Source organism: Intestinirhabdus alba (assembly GCF_009711095.1).
GTDB classification, from domain to species: Bacteria; Pseudomonadota; Gammaproteobacteria; order Enterobacterales; family Enterobacteriaceae; genus Intestinirhabdus; species Intestinirhabdus alba.
Map to the genome: position 1 here is coordinate 1 of NZ_WMJZ01000014.1, position 13,994 is coordinate 13,994.

At 53.4% G+C, this 13,994-nt stretch carries 13 protein-coding genes and 1 pseudogene; 4 read left to right on the forward strand and 10 right to left on the reverse strand.

Going from position 1 to position 13,994, the window contains the following annotated elements:
• Positions 1-178 precede the first annotated feature (178 nt).
• The gene (locus GJV78_RS11250; protein WP_155108442.1) at positions 179-610 is read right to left on the reverse strand and encodes a type II toxin-antitoxin system HicB family antitoxin; all 432 of its coding nucleotides are present in this window, start codon (positions 608-610) and stop codon (positions 179-181) included.
• A gap of 23 nt (positions 611-633) precedes the next feature.
• On the reverse strand, positions 634-816 hold the full coding sequence (locus tag GJV78_RS11255) for a type II toxin-antitoxin system HicA family toxin (RefSeq protein ID WP_155108443.1): 183 nt from the start codon (positions 814-816) through the stop codon (positions 634-636).
• A 216-nt stretch (positions 817-1,032) separates the two neighbouring features.
• On the opposite strand from GJV78_RS11255, the gene GJV78_RS11260 reads away from it, so the two are divergent.
• Complete coding sequence (locus tag GJV78_RS11260; RefSeq protein WP_155108444.1) at positions 1,033-1,776, forward strand: hypothetical protein; 744 nt, start codon at positions 1,033-1,035, stop codon at positions 1,774-1,776.
• On the opposite strand, the pseudogene GJV78_RS24135 reads toward GJV78_RS11260, so the two are convergent.
• Positions 1,762-2,812: pseudogene (locus GJV78_RS24135) on the reverse strand (acyltransferase). The gene GJV78_RS11260 and the pseudogene GJV78_RS24135 overlap by 15 nt on opposite strands.
• A 1,140-nt stretch (positions 2,813-3,952) precedes the next feature.
• Here GJV78_RS24135 and GJV78_RS11275 point away from each other — a divergent pair.
• The gene (locus GJV78_RS11275; RefSeq protein WP_155108446.1) at positions 3,953-4,207 is read left to right on the forward strand and encodes a putative hemolysin; all 255 of its coding nucleotides are present in this window, start codon (positions 3,953-3,955) and stop codon (positions 4,205-4,207) included.
• 119 nt (positions 4,208-4,326) lie between these two features.
• Here the strand turns inward: GJV78_RS11275 and GJV78_RS11280 are convergent, their stop codons facing one another.
• The 7 genes from GJV78_RS11280 to GJV78_RS11310 all read right to left on the reverse strand — a co-directional run bounded on the left by GJV78_RS11280 (position 4,327) and on the right by GJV78_RS11310 (position 11,109).
• Positions 4,327-4,674, reverse strand: a complete 348-nt coding sequence (locus GJV78_RS11280; protein WP_155108447.1) for a DUF488 domain-containing protein — start codon at positions 4,672-4,674, stop codon at positions 4,327-4,329.
• Positions 4,658-5,197 carry a DUF523 domain-containing protein gene (locus tag GJV78_RS11285; protein ID WP_155108448.1) on the reverse strand — a complete coding sequence of 180 codons (540 nt, stop codon included), beginning with the start codon at positions 5,195-5,197 and terminating at the stop codon, positions 4,658-4,660. Before GJV78_RS11285 ends, GJV78_RS11280 begins: the two co-directional genes overlap by 17 nt.
• A gap of 14 nt (positions 5,198-5,211) precedes the next feature.
• On the reverse strand, positions 5,212-5,658 hold the full coding sequence (locus tag GJV78_RS11290; protein WP_155108542.1) for a DUF441 domain-containing protein: 447 nt from the start codon (positions 5,656-5,658) through the stop codon (positions 5,212-5,214).
• Between the two features lie 186 nt (positions 5,659-5,844).
• Positions 5,845-6,348: a YbaK/prolyl-tRNA synthetase associated domain-containing protein gene (locus GJV78_RS11295; RefSeq protein ID WP_155108449.1), complete on the reverse strand. Its 504-nt coding sequence runs from the start codon at positions 6,346-6,348 to the stop codon at positions 5,845-5,847.
• 141 nt (positions 6,349-6,489) lie between these two features.
• Positions 6,490-7,776: a YeaH/YhbH family protein gene (locus GJV78_RS11300; RefSeq protein ID WP_155108450.1), complete on the reverse strand. Its 1,287-nt coding sequence runs from the start codon at positions 7,774-7,776 to the stop codon at positions 6,490-6,492.
• A 97-nt stretch (positions 7,777-7,873) separates the two neighbouring features.
• A complete protein-coding gene (gene yeaG, locus GJV78_RS11305; protein ID WP_155108451.1) occupies positions 7,874-9,808 on the reverse strand; it encodes a protein kinase YeaG in 1,935 nt (644 codons plus the stop codon).
• A gap of 377 nt (positions 9,809-10,185) precedes the next feature.
• Positions 10,186-11,109, reverse strand: a complete 924-nt coding sequence (locus tag GJV78_RS11310) for a LysR family transcriptional regulator (protein ID WP_155108452.1) — start codon at positions 11,107-11,109, stop codon at positions 10,186-10,188.
• A 289-nt stretch (positions 11,110-11,398) separates the two neighbouring features.
• Between GJV78_RS11310 and GJV78_RS11315 the strand changes: the two genes are divergently transcribed.
• Both GJV78_RS11315 and GJV78_RS11320 read left to right on the forward strand, forming a co-directional pair.
• Positions 11,399-12,850 (forward strand): radical SAM protein, encoded by a 1,452-nt coding sequence (locus GJV78_RS11315; RefSeq protein ID WP_155108453.1) that lies wholly within the window; start codon positions 11,399-11,401, stop codon positions 12,848-12,850.
• A gap of 267 nt (positions 12,851-13,117) precedes the next feature.
• Positions 13,118-13,864 (forward strand): MipA/OmpV family protein, encoded by a 747-nt coding sequence (locus tag GJV78_RS11320; RefSeq protein WP_167519519.1) that lies wholly within the window; start codon positions 13,118-13,120, stop codon positions 13,862-13,864.
• Positions 13,865-13,994: the final 130 nt, after the last annotated feature.

A 13,994-nucleotide genomic window follows, 5' to 3' on the forward strand; every position in this document is an offset into this window, starting at 1 on the left:
GCACCGTTCTTAACCACCTCGCCAGAGCCTACCGAAGTATGATGCTGGTTTATTAGCGCTGAGTTGGTGGGGATCCCTCAGCGCCCTTGCGGTTTTTTTTGTTATACGGCGATACGACAGGGGTATTCGCGAGTGCTCAGGCACAGTACCCCTGTCATATCGTCGATCTGTGTATGGCTTATTGCTTGAGTTCGTGACGTGCAGCTTCAGCGATGAAGTGGCTACGGTCACGGTAAGCGCCGCTTGATTTAACTGCATTATCGATGCGCTTAATCAGCGTATCAGGCAGAGAAACGTTGATACGTTGCGGCTTACCTTCGAATTCTGATAAATCAACATCGACCATAACCCAGCTGTCGAAGTCCTTATATTCAGGATTAACTGAGTAAACCAGATAGCCAGCATCCTTTATGTCTTCAACAGACACGTTGTTGTTTTGAACCAGATCCTCTACAACCATCAGGATTGCCTCTTTCACCATAGGTGCAATCTGGTCCTGGGTATCAGCAGCGGAGAAACATCCGTAATCGTAAGCCGAAAACGCAGGAACGATCATACCGTAGGCGGTGTTTTCATCTTTTGGCGTCTCGACGCCCACTGAGAAGAACATATCAACCTCCGAGAGGGCGGGGATTATATCCCCGCCATTTTTTTGATGGATTTGACAGTGCCGAGAGGTAAGTCCTTTTTGGGATGCGGAACCGGAAAAGTTTTTCCGGTTATCGGTGACCACCATATCTGATGGCTTCCTCCGTTATGCCTTTTGAGTTCACATCCGGCAGCAGTCAATTCCTTTATCAGGTCAGACGATTTCATTTTTCCTCCCAACCTGAGTTTTATTATACACACGAATACACACTACGCAATAAGTTTGTGTGTGGTCGTGTGTGTTCATCCCTTTAGTGCAAGCTTTCCCCGTTGCCGCTCATGGATTTTCGGTGGGGGGGGGTTATTCTGAATACGCGCCCGCCTATACACCAACGACACATCGCATGGCGGATAACAGGCGTAACGTTCACTACTGGGGCTACTTTGAACAACCCTAACGAAGTGTTATTCAAATTTGGTAATTATATGCCTGACTGGCCGCAAATGGTTTCTCAAACAACTAAAAATACAGTATCAATATTTGGAGTTGAATCTAAACTTTGCATGAATAATAGCATTGCTTTTGGAACTCTTAATAACATGGTAAATATTGGCGGCGTTGTTGTTGATGGCCGGGCAGAATCGTCATTATCAATTGTGACAAATAGAGTTATCAGTTTTGGAGTTGGTGGGGGGGCTGCGGACGTCATAAGCGGATCAGCCAGAAACTTATTGCTAGGGTTGATTAGCGATTTTGGTGTTGCTTTTGCTGGGAGGCCTGGCGGAACATTGAATCTTGACTTTGTTATAAATAATGTAACAGAAAGTAGCTCTTCAGAAAATGCAGTTGTAATTTTGGATAAAACAGACTCAAGTGTAATCATGAGCCTCAGCGTTAATGTCTCTACATTTCCAGTAATAAGAAGTTTCAGTTCAAATCTAACTGCCTCAATCAATATCTCTAATATGAATTTAACGTCTCCGGTAAGCGGACATAGGCCCATCATTTCAAAAGGCGGGAATATGACAGTGACTGCTATATCCATTACTGACACAACAACAATAACAGATCTGGCATATGTTGAGAATAGTACAGTGCTACTTCCTGCATTGATGATAACCCTCGTTACCTCAGTATCAAAAGGGAGCGGGGGTGTAGTAAAAGTTAACCAACTAATCGACTATTGATTTTTTGCTAACTGGCACTGCTTTAACTTTTGATGCGCCAGTTAGCATTGTTATTCTATTAATTATCATAGTATCTATTATGTAAGTTATTAGTAACGATATAATAAAGCCTAGGCATATCATCATTATGGAATTGTATACAATATTGCTTGTAATGAAGTAAATGTATATTATGTTGAGTATTGCCATGTGTATTAAATACACCCCGTAGGTATGAGAGGCAACTCGCGGTATTATATTATGCCATCCATTTAATTTAATATCAGTGCGTGCAAATAACAGAAAGATCGCAGTGGACAGTACAATCATGTTAATTCCACCATCAAAAGGCTTCAAAAATCCATATTCCGGATCTTTATAAATTGATATAATTGTTAAAATGTAGCCAAAAAGTATCAGTGACAGGGCCGTACACTTTCGCATTTTAAATCTCTTACGCCCGATGAATCCCCCAATAAAAAAAATAAAGATACCAGTTGTTTATATATGGAAGTTCAAAAGGCTGTACACTTAAAAAGCTTGAGTTATTATAGTACACATTGACTAAATACGACACCAGTATTGTAATAAAAGCAATATTTAACGTGCGATCACTACTGTCATTCATGATATATGAGAGTGCTGGGGTAAATATGTATATTCCAATTATTACATACACAAACCAGAAATGTACTGAAAGCGACCCATTCACTATTTTTAAAAAGTAGTCGCTGTATATATTTAAGCTGAATGTTGAGTCTCTATTCATTATGAGAAAGTGGAGGAAAGAGTAAATTAAGAATGGGATAATTATATTAACAATTCGCTTAAGATAGAATTTCTTAATTGACTTTATTTTTGAATTTAATAAATAATATCCACTTATTATAAAAAATATCGGCAAACCGGCCCTGAATATCGAGTGCAATAAAAGCCCTGCGTAATTATTGAAATCCATCAGGCCATGAGGATTAAAATTATAAGTTGCATGTATTCCAATAACAAAAACACATGCCAGTATCCGCAAAGCATCGATATTTAAATTTCTTTCATTCATAAAAGGCCACGCACATTATAAAATGTATACAGATTTAGAATGGGATTATAAGTTAAATCTATCAACACAACAAACTTTGCTGTCTGTGTAACCTCTGGAATGAGTTGCGTTAAGCCGCCTGCCAAATGGAAGAGGGCTTCATTTCCGTGTCTCGTTCGTCTTTCCGGTCAGTGCTTTAAGCCCATAAAGTCAGGATTCCGACCGTGCTAACGCATTACCCTCACCACTAAATTAAGTGGACCCCGCGGAGGTAAGGCATGAGGATGAGCAACCACTCTGAGCTGGGGGCAGGGCGGAAACCTTAACAGACGCAGGGGGAGAGCGTTGGCTTGCTGACGCTTGCGGCGTCCGAAATTTTTCCGAATTGACCCGCAAAAATGATATGTGTTTGATTTTTTAGGTTTTTATTGGGCTGCTTTTTGGGTTATTTTTTGATGAGATTTGCTGGTAAGTGATTGAAATTTATATGTATTTTCTTATGTGGGCGATAACAGGAATCGTATTCAATCTTTTTTTATTTATTTTTTAGATCAAAACGTTAATCTTTATCCGTCGAAATTCTCACAAATTTCCGTACTCAGACTTTTTCCTTATACCACAACTAAACAGGTGTTAACATTTTTTTTACGAAAAAACGCATTATCCAGGCCTCTTCATCGCGCTCATCGAGAGACGTTTTCAGATGTGTGGCCCGGTAGTTTCTGGGCGAACTCTTCGTCATAGGACTCATTGCATAAGCCCCCGGAGAGGCTACGGTTCACCTGAAACGGTGGCGGGTAATGCATTCTTCGTGATGGCTAACCCGCCGATTGGCGGATTTTACCGGCTGTCGCCGTTACCACCAGCCCAGCCAGGTTCCCAGCATCGCCACGATCGCTACGCCAATCATGAGAAGGGTTGTCTTTTTCACTATTACGCTCCGGAAGCGGCGCTGCCGCCGATAAAAATCAGGCCAGAAATATCATGGCCGTAAAGAAGAGGGCGCGGAAAGCTATAACGTCCTGCCTGCGCGCTGCGAAGCGGGGAAGAATAGCAGGGCTGACTGCAAGGCGAAAGAGGAGCGCGGCCGGGAAAGAAAAGTTGGTGGTGAAGCCGCTGACGGATTACCCTGTAGAAAGTTAACCGTGAAAGGAAGTTCCCATGAAAGTGAAGTTTATTGCGCTGTCCGGCGCACTGCTGCTGGCCGCCTGTTCATCAACGTCGCAACCTGACGCACCGAAGCCGCCGCAAATCGGCATGCCCAACCCGGCGTCGGTCTATTGCCAGCAAAAGGGCGGCACGCTGGTGCCGGTTCAGGGCCCGCAGGGCGTGCGTTCGGACTGCCGGCTTCCGGACGGCGAGGTGATTGAAGAGTGGGCGCTCTGGCACCGGGATCATCCGCGTCCGACAAAGTAAACGCGATCGGCGGGTAGTCTGGCAGGGCCTTTTACTCCGCTCTGCTGAAGTGAAAGCGGGCTCGGCGTCAGCCTGGCCTGGGTTTACAAGGATACCTGAAGCTGTTCGAAGCGCGGGGGTCACAGCCCGCGCAGCCACTCCGCCAGCACCAGCGCGTGGTTTTGCTCACGGTCTTTCGCCGCGTAGAGCAGCGTCAGACCCTCCCGACGGGCAATATCCGCCAGCCGCTCTCCCTCCTGCCGCTGCCGGGCCAGCTCCGCGCGGTACTCCTCGCCGAAATGGCAAAAATCAAGCGCCTCAGCGTGAAAGCTTTTGCGCAGATCGGTCGACGGAGCCAGAGTTTTGTTCCATTCGTCAAGCGCCAGATCGGCTTTTTTAACGCCGCGCGGCCACAGCCTGTCGACCAGAACGCGGTAGCCGTCGCCGCTTTCCGCCGGATCGTAAACCCGCTTACATTGAATTTTCATCTCTCTGCTCCATCCAGGCGGTTAGTTCAGCGATCTGCTGGTCGGCAAACACGGCAATACCGTGCTGACGCAGCAGCGCGGCGGCGACGCCGGCACCGCTGCGTCGTTGTCCGCTGAAGCTGCCGTTATAAATAAACCGGCTGCCGCAGGTGGGGCTGCCGTCGGTTAACAGCGCCGCGATACAGCCATTTTCCCGGGCGGCGCGCAGGGCAAGCCAGGCTCCGAGCTGATAGTGCGCCGTCACGTTCCGTCCGGTAATCTCAATGATTTGCCCTCGCGCCTGCAGCACCTTATCGCCGTCTGCGGCAACAATTTCCGCTGGCGGACGCGGCGTCGGCAGCCCGGCGGCCAGTTCGGGGCAGAAGATAACCAGGCGGCGCTCGCGCTGCCAGCGGGCAAGGGCGGTGGCGAGCTGCGCTTTTTCGCTGCCGTTATAGCGAACCTGATACCCCATCAGGCAGGCGCTGACCAGAATTTTATTTTGCCCGCGGTGCGGTGAAGCTGAATCGGTAACCCTTTCCATCGCCGTTCCCTGAATTATTGCTTGCCGACGATCAGCGAGACCAGCCCGGCGGCAATCAGCGGGCCGACCGGCACGCCGCGAAACAGCGCCACGCCCAGCACCGTTCCCACCAGCAGCCCGGCCACCAGCTGCGGCTGGCTGCCCATCAGCGTCACTCCGCGCCCGCCCAGCCAGGAGACAAATACCCCAACGGCGATCGCCACCAGCGATTTCCAGTTGGCGAAGGAGTGAAGCAGCGTGGAGGGCGGAAGGGTGCCGCTGGCGATCGGTGCCATGACGCCGATGGTCAGGATAATAATCCCGACGGTCAGCCCCTGTTTCTCAATCCACGGAAAGAAGGTGCTCAGCGGGGTAACCCGGACGATAATCAGCACCAGAATTGAAACGGCGACGGTGGTGTTATGACTGATAAAGCCCAGGGCTGCCAGCCCCAGCAGGATAAGCAGAGTCACATCAAACATCATGATTTCCTTGCCAAAGAAAAAATAAGCCCGCTTACTCTACGCTCAAACGCACGGGCGAGCAGGATTTTTTAACCAGAAAACTTTTTTTCAGGCGGGCGCATAACCGTCGTTTTACGCGCAGCGTGTGCGGTTATTCAATTGCCATCAGGATGCGGGTTCGGGGGAGCAGCCGCCGCCCGACCCTTAGCGCGGGCGGGCGAAGGCAATCAGCTCTGGCCGGGCGATGCGCAGATAGTCTTCGGTAGCCAGAACGATCGACTGTTCCAGCACGCCGGCGTTAAAGGCGATTTCATCAAAGCGGTCAAACAACTGCGGATCGGCCACCAGCTTCAGCTGCGGATGAAAGCTGAACGGTGGAATCGCGCCGAAGACGCAGCCGGTCAGGGAGTCCACCTCGACCGGGCTGGCCAGCGAGGCGCGCAGGCCGCCGAGACGGGTCGCCAGCAGCGAGAGATCGGCCTGCAGGTCGGCGGCGAGGATCGCCAGCACGTGCTGGTTAACGCCGTTGCCCTTCACTTTACACACCAGCGCCTTGGCACCCTGGCCCAGCGCCGTGCCGCGGATTGCCGATACCGCTTCGCATTTGCCGACCGCCTCATGGTCGATCGCACGGTAACGGGCACCTTCGCGGGTCAGCAGGGTGATTAAGCGCTGATGGGTGGTGTTTTCTGTTATTACATCGCTCATAAATGGACTCCTGAACTACGATAAAAAAGACCGCAAAAGAGTAGCACGAACGGCAGGAGGAACCGTAATACGCAAAGCGCGGCGCGGATGGCGCGGGGAAAGGTAAAAAACCGGCCGGAAGAGGCTCCGACCGGGGCGGGGCTACTTACCGTTGGCGGCTCCCTGCCTGTGGAACAGTTCGCGGAATACCGGATAAATATCTTCCCGATCGCGAATATGCTGCATGGCAAAATTCTCAAAGTTGTGCTGCAGATGTTCATATTCACGCCACAGGGTCTGGTGCGCCCGGCGGGTGATCTCGATATAGCTGTAATAGCGCACCACCGGCAGCAGCTTCTTCGCCAGGATCTCATGACACAGCGGCGAGTCGTCGGCCCAGTTGTCGCCGTCCGACGCCTGGGCGGCATAGATATTCCACTGCGCCGGGTTGTAGCGCGCTTTAACCACCTCGTCCATCAGCTTCAGGGCGCTGGAGACAATGGTGCCCCCGGTCTCCTGTGAATAGAAAAACTCCTGTTCGTCCACCTCTTTCGCCTGGGTGTGATGGCGAATATAGACCACCTCCACGTTCTTATAGGTCCGGCTCAGGAACAGATACAGCAGAATATAAAAACGTTTGGCCATATCTTTGGTGGGCTGATCCATCGAGCCGGAAACGTCCATCAGGCAGAACATCACCGCCTGGCTGGAGGGGTCCGGACGTTTTTCATAGTTCTTGTAGCGTAAATCAAAGGTGTCAATAAACGGCACGCGCTCGATTTTTGCCCGCAGCTCGGCGATCGCCCTGCGCAGGCGCTCCTCCTCCAGCAGCTGTGCCGGCTCGCTTCTGCTGATAAGATCCAGATTATCCTCCAGCGCCCGCAGCTCCCGCCGTTTACCGGCGGTCATCGCCGTGCGGCGCGCCAGCGAGTTTTGCAGCGAACGCACCACGCTGATGTTCGCCGGTACGCCGTTGGAGGTGTATCCCGCCCGGTGGGTTTTATACTCGGTCAGCTGGCGCTGCTGGTTCTGCTGCAGGTTAGGCAGGGCCAGATCTTCAAACAGCAGATCCAGGTATTCATCTTTGGAGATTTGAAAGACAAAGCCGTCTTCCCCTTCGCCGTCCTGGCTGGCCTCGCCCTGGCCGCTTCCCGAACCGCCTCCGCCGCCGCCCTGAGGGCGCTCAATGCGATCGTTCTGCACGAAGTGGTCGTTGCCCGGATGAACGCGATGGCGCAGCCCGCCGCGCCCCTGATGGAACATCGGTTCGCTGATATCCTCCACGGGAATGGAGACGGACTCGCCGCTCTCCACGTCGGTCACCGAGCGCCTGTTGATGGCTTCGGAAATCGACTGCTTAATTTGCGCTTTGTAACGACGCAGGAAGCGCTGGCGATTCACCATGCTTTTGTTTTTGCCGTTAAGACGCCGGTCAATAAACCAGGTCATATGCCCCCCGTACTGCCAACTGATCGCAGATGTCGCCGGCCGGATGCGACCGGCGGTTTAGGTATCGGCCCGGCGATCCGCCGCCGGGCAAGGGTGGTTAAGATGATTTACGTACGCGCAGATACCATTCGCACAGTAAACGCACCTGCTTACGGGTATAGCCTTTCTCCATCATCCGATCGACAAAGTCATCGTGCTTTTTCTGCTCATCGGTGGAGGTTTTGGCGTTAAACGAAATGACCGGCAGCAGCTCTTCGGTATTGGAGAACATTTTCTTCTCGATCACCGTGCGCAGCTTTTCGTAGCTGGTCCAGTTTGGATTGCGGCCGCTGTTGTTGGCCCGGGCGCGCAGCACGAAGTTGACGATCTCGTTGCGGAAATCCTTCGGATTGCTGATCCCCGCCGGTTTTTCGATCTTCTCCAGCTCGGCGTTAAGTGACTCGCGGTCAAACAGCTGGCCGGTGTCCGGGTCGCGATACTCCTGATCCTGGATCCAGAAGTCGGCATAGGTGACATAACGATCGAAAATGTTCTGTCCATATTCCGAATAGGATTCAAGATAGGCGGTCTGGATCTCTTTGCCGATAAACTCGGCGTATTTTGGGATCAGATAGCCCTTCAGGAATTCGAGATAGCGCTCCGTCTGCTCCTGGGGGAACTGCTCGCGCTCGATCTGCTGCTCCAGCACATAGAACAGATGCACCGGGTTGGCCGCCACCTCGGTATGGTCGAAGTTAAACACCCTGGAGAGAATTTTAAATGCGAAGCGCGTTGACAGCCCGTTCATTCCCTCGTCAACCCCGGCGTAATCGCGGTACTCCTGCCAGGACTTCGCCTTCGGGTCGGTATCCTTCAGGGTCTCGCCGTCGTAAACGCGCATTTTGGAGTAAATGCTTGAATTTTCAGGCTCCTTCAGCCGCGACAGAATAGAGAAGCGCGACAGCGTCTCCAGGGTGCCCGGCGCGCAGGGCGCGTGGGCCAGCTCGCTGTGGTTGAGCAGCTTCTCGTAAATTTTGATCTCCTCGGAGATGCGCAGGCAGTAGGGCACCTTCACGATGTAAACGCGGTCGAGGAAAGCTTCGTTGTTCTTGTTATTGCGGAAGGTCACCCACTCCGATTCGTTAGAGTGGGCGAGAATAATGCCGTTGAACGGCAGGGCGGAGATCCCCTCCGTGCCGTTGTAGTTGCCCTCCTGGGTGGCGGTCAGCAGAGGATGCAGCACCTTGATGGGGGCTTTAAACATCTCCACGAACTCCATAATCCCCTGGTTGGCGCGGCACAGCGCCCCGGAGTAGCCGTAGGCGTCCGGATCGTTCTGGGCGTGGTTTTCGAGCTTGCGGATATCCACCTTGCCGACCAGTGCGGAGATATCCTGGTTGTTCTCATCTCCCGGCTCCGTTTTGGCGATGGCGATCTGTTCCAGAATGGACGGCCAGACTTTAACCACCCGAAACTTGCTAATGTCGCCGCCGAACTCGTGCAGCCGCTTCGCCGCCCAGGGCGACATAATGGTGCCCAGATAGCGGCGCGGAATGCCGTACTCTTTTTCGAGGATCTGGGCATCCTCCTGCGGATTAAACAGGCACAGCGGATGGTCGTTGACCGGGCTGCGCTCGCCGTTGGCGCTGAGAATGTAGATCGGCACGCGCTGCATTAACGACTTCAGGCGCTCGGCCAGCGACGACTTACCGCCTCCCACCGGCCCCAGCAGATAGAGGATCTGCTTCTTCTCCTCCAGCCCCTGCGCCGCATGTTTCAGGTAGGAGACAATCTGTTCAATCGCCTCTTCCATGCCGTAAAACTCCTCAAAGGCCGGATAACGGGCGATGACCCGGTTCGAGAAGAGACGGGACAGCCGCGGCTCCTGGGCGGTATCGACCATGACCGGCTCACCGATAGCCATCAGCAGCCGCTCGGCCGCGTTGGCATAGGCGCTGCGATCTTGCCGACATGTGGTAAGAAATTCCTGCAGCGTGAACTCTTCGTCCTTGGCCGCTTCATAACGCTGGCGATAGTGATCGAATATATTCATGGTATGCCGTCCTGTTGTAATCGGGGGAACATTTCAAAAGCGTGCGGCTTTTTCCACTTTTAGCGTCGCAAACCAACGGGATAAAACCCTGGACCGCTCTATTTGTTATGAGCGTGTATCCAGTTTTGATCAAGTTTTGCGAAGGGAAGCACCGAGGCCGTTGCCCGCGTATAACGGCGGTTTTTGGAGGATAATCCTGTTGAATTTTAAAGATTTGGGGTTTTGTTTAGATTGTCGACTTTTTATGCGGTAAAAATGCTGACATTTGCCCGTAAACGCGCTCAGTAAATATTTGCGGGCCGTGATTATGACCCCGGACGCTGCCGCTTCCGGAAAACGCCGTCGCGAAAAGCCGCGCCCGCCCGGTGCCGGCTGATTCAACGCTGCCACCAGGGCGGCGTGCCAAGCCGATCGACGTAAAAATCAATAAAAGAGCGAACCTTGCTGGCGACGATTTTTTTCCGCGGATAGACAAACCAGACGGCGGATTCGGCGCGGTGCAGGCTGAATTCCCGCTCCGGCAGCACCCGCTGCAGGCGCTGCGTTCGCAGGTCATCGGCAATGAGCCAGTCGGGGAGTATCGCTATTCCCGCCCCCTGCAGACAGGCCTCGTGAAGCGCATCTTCATCGTTACTGCTGATACGAAACGAGGCCGGATAGCGCTGCCACTCTTCGTCCGTTCCCGCAGTACGGGCATACCAGCCGTTGCCGTGCAGGCGGGAAAACATCAGGATATCGGGATTAGCCGCCGCGGGGTCACCCTTGAGGGTCTCCCGGTGCCGTTCTGCCCAGGCCGGCGTGGCGCAGGCATAGCGATATTGCGGGGCCAGCTGGCGGGCATGCATCGTCGAATCCGGCAGCGGTCCGATATGGATGCGCAGATCCTGCCGGGACTCAATTAAATCCACCTGCTCATCGCAAAAGGAGATGTCCAGGGAGATATCGGGATTCTGCTGCAGAAACGCTTCAACGAAGGGCATGATATGCCTGCGGCCAAAGGCGCGCGGCGCGCTGAGCCGCAGCAGGCCGGCGGGCCGTTTGTTCAGCGCCGAGGTGAGGCTGCGGGTCTCTTCCCACTGTGCCAGCAGCTGCGTCGCGCGGGAGTAAAACAGCTTTCCGGCTTCGGTCAGAGACAGCCCGCGGGTGCTGCGATTAAACAGCGCTACCCGTAAATCAGCCTCCAGCAGAGCGACATGGCGCGAGACCGTCGAGGTTTCAATATTCAGCTCTTTTGCCGCAGCGCTGAAGCTCTTCAGCTCCGCAGCGCTAACAAAGGTAGTAATAGCAGCGAAAAAATTCATAACGGGCGCGGTTTCCTGACGGTTTATAGGACATGACGGGACATCAACTGCCTGGCGGACTTCCTGCGGGGCAGGATTAATGCAAAACAGTTTTGCCGATTCGGATCTAACGCTAACGATATCCATAAGGATAGAGTGGTTATCGCATTATCAAGGGCGCCGGATGCGACGCTGTAGTTAACGGGGAATTTATCATACAAATGGTGCGCCGTGTTATTTCTCATCGGCTGACGCGCGGCGTTAACGGATGAGGCACCATCGTGTATGAGGACTACTTTTGGGTAATACTATGAAATTAAACGCGTTAACAAGAAAGGCATTACCGATAGCCTTAAACACCATTCTCAACCATGTTGACGAGGCGGGCCTGGAGAAAATATTTCGCTTAGGGGCGCGGGTAACGAAAGACAGCAAAAGCGAGCTGCTCCAGCTGGCGGATATGTGTAAACAACGCGATCCGATGGTCAGCGGCTGGATTGATATCCTGCGCAATCTGAACCCGACGGCCAGAAAGAAACTCATCTCCAACCTGATCTTTAACCATGTGGTTTCCGGCGCTGAGCTGCGGGATCGGGCAGGGGAAAAGTACGGCACCCATATTCCGTTTCTGGTTTTAATTTCCCCCACCTATGAATGCAACCTTGAGTGTAAGGGATGCTACTCTGCCCTGTACGGTAACCGCTACCACTACACCGAAGAGGAGATGTTTGACCTCATTCAGCAGTTTTATGACCTGGGCGTTCGCTTTTTCACCTTCACGGGCGGCGAACCCTTTGTTTACAAGCCGCTGATGAAGCTGTTCGAACATTTTGACGACTGCTACTTTATGGTTTTCACTAACGGTACGATGCTGACCGAAAGCCGGGTGAAAAAGCTGGCCGAGCTTGGCAATGTCGCGGTAACCATCTCGGTGGAAGGCTTTGAGGAGATGACCGACTGGCGTCGCGGCACCGGGACCTGGGAAAAAATTCTCGCCGCCTATGAACGGCTGAATCGTTTCGGTGTAATGCGCGGCACCTCGATCATGGCCACCGCGAAAAACCATGAGCAGATCTGCGGCAATGAGTTCTGGGACTTCTTAATTGACACGCTCGGCGTCAAATATGCCTGGGTCTTCCAGTACATGCCGATTGGCCGCGACGCGACGATGGCGCTGGTGCCCAACGCCAAACAGCGCTATGAGCGTTTCCACTTCCTTGAGGCTTTACGCAAGTCCGGCCGCCTGGGCTTCCTGGCGGACTTCTGGAACCACGGTTTCCTGGTCAACGGCTGTATGTCCGGCGGGGCGAACTATCTCCACATTAACGCCAAGGGCGGGGTCGAGCCTTGCGTATTCCAGCAATACGCCACCGACAACGTGCGTGAGAAACGGATCCTCGATATCCTCAAAAGTCCCTTCTTTGAAGGCTATAAGCGGCAGATCCCGTTTAATGATAATTTAATGCAGCCCTGTCCGATTATTGATAACCCGGCGAAGTTCCGCGAGCATATTACCGCGCATCATGCGCAGCCCCAGCACGATGGTTCCGACAGCTATTTCCGTTTTGCGGACGAGCTTGACGCACTGGCCCAGGAGTGGAAGAAATATGCCATTAAAATCTGGGATGAAGAGGGATATGGCAAAGAATACCATGCTGAACATAACCTCTACGTCGCGCCAGCGCCAGAGGTGAAAGAGAGCGTATGGCAGCCGCCGCAGGAAACTCCTGCCGCTAAGCCCGTCGCCGTAGAAAGCGAGTAACCCCCTGGGGATTGCCGGCAGCGCCGGCAATCCCGCCTCTCTCCGGGCAAATATGCCTTCCGCCGCACCTGTTTTTTCCTCTTCCCCCGACGGGGCGGGCCGCCGCCCGATTTTTACGGCAGTCGACGATAAAAACGCTCACCGCCGCCCGAACGCCTGCGTTAAGATTCAGGCCATTCCGACGGAATGATTAAGCAAAATTGTTGGGTAAAAGCCTGACGGCAGTTACACTTTTGTCGCCGAATATTGAATAAGGAATGATGGATTGTGACCAAACTCAAACTTCTGACCCTTGGCGTGCTGCTCGCAACGGCGGCTGGCGCTGCGCACGCTGACGGTGGCCTGACGCTGGGCGCGGGCGTTGGCGTGGTTGAGCGCCCTTATAAAGACTACGACGCTGACGTTTATCCGGTTCCGGTGATCGGCTATGAAGGGGATAACTTCTGGTTCCGCGGCCTGGGCGGCGGCTACTATTTGTGGAACGACACCGCCGATAAGCTGTCGGTCACCGCCTACTGGTCGCCGATGTACTTCAAGCCGGGCGACAGCGACGATCGCCAGCTGCGCCGTCTCGACAAGCGTAAGAGCACCATGATGGTCGGGCTTTCCTACGTGCATAATACGCAGTACGGCTTTCTGCGCACCGCCATTTCGGGGGATACGCTGGATAACAGTAACGGCATCGTCTGGGATCTGGCCTGGCTGTATCGTTACACCCACGGCGGCCTGACGGTAACGCCGGGCATCGGGGTGGAGTGGAACAGTGAAAACCAGAACGAATACTATTACGGCGTATCGCGAAAAGAGGCGGCGCGCAGCGGTCTGCGCGGCTACAGCCCTGACGACGGCTGGAACCCGTATCTGGAGCTGAGCGCCAGCTACAATTTCCTCGGCGACTGGAGCCTGTACGGCACGGCGCGCTACACCCGCCTGTCGGATGAAATTACCGATAGCCCGATGGTGGATAAGTCCTGGAGCGGCCTGATCTCGACCGGGATCACTTATAAGTTCTGATTGGGCATTTTATACCCGTCATACTTCAAGCTGCATGTGCGTTGGCTACGGGTTACTCGTCTCATCCATGAGACTCGCCCTGACGGGCCGCCGCTGCGCGGCGTTCAAATCTGCTCCCGACAGATTTGTC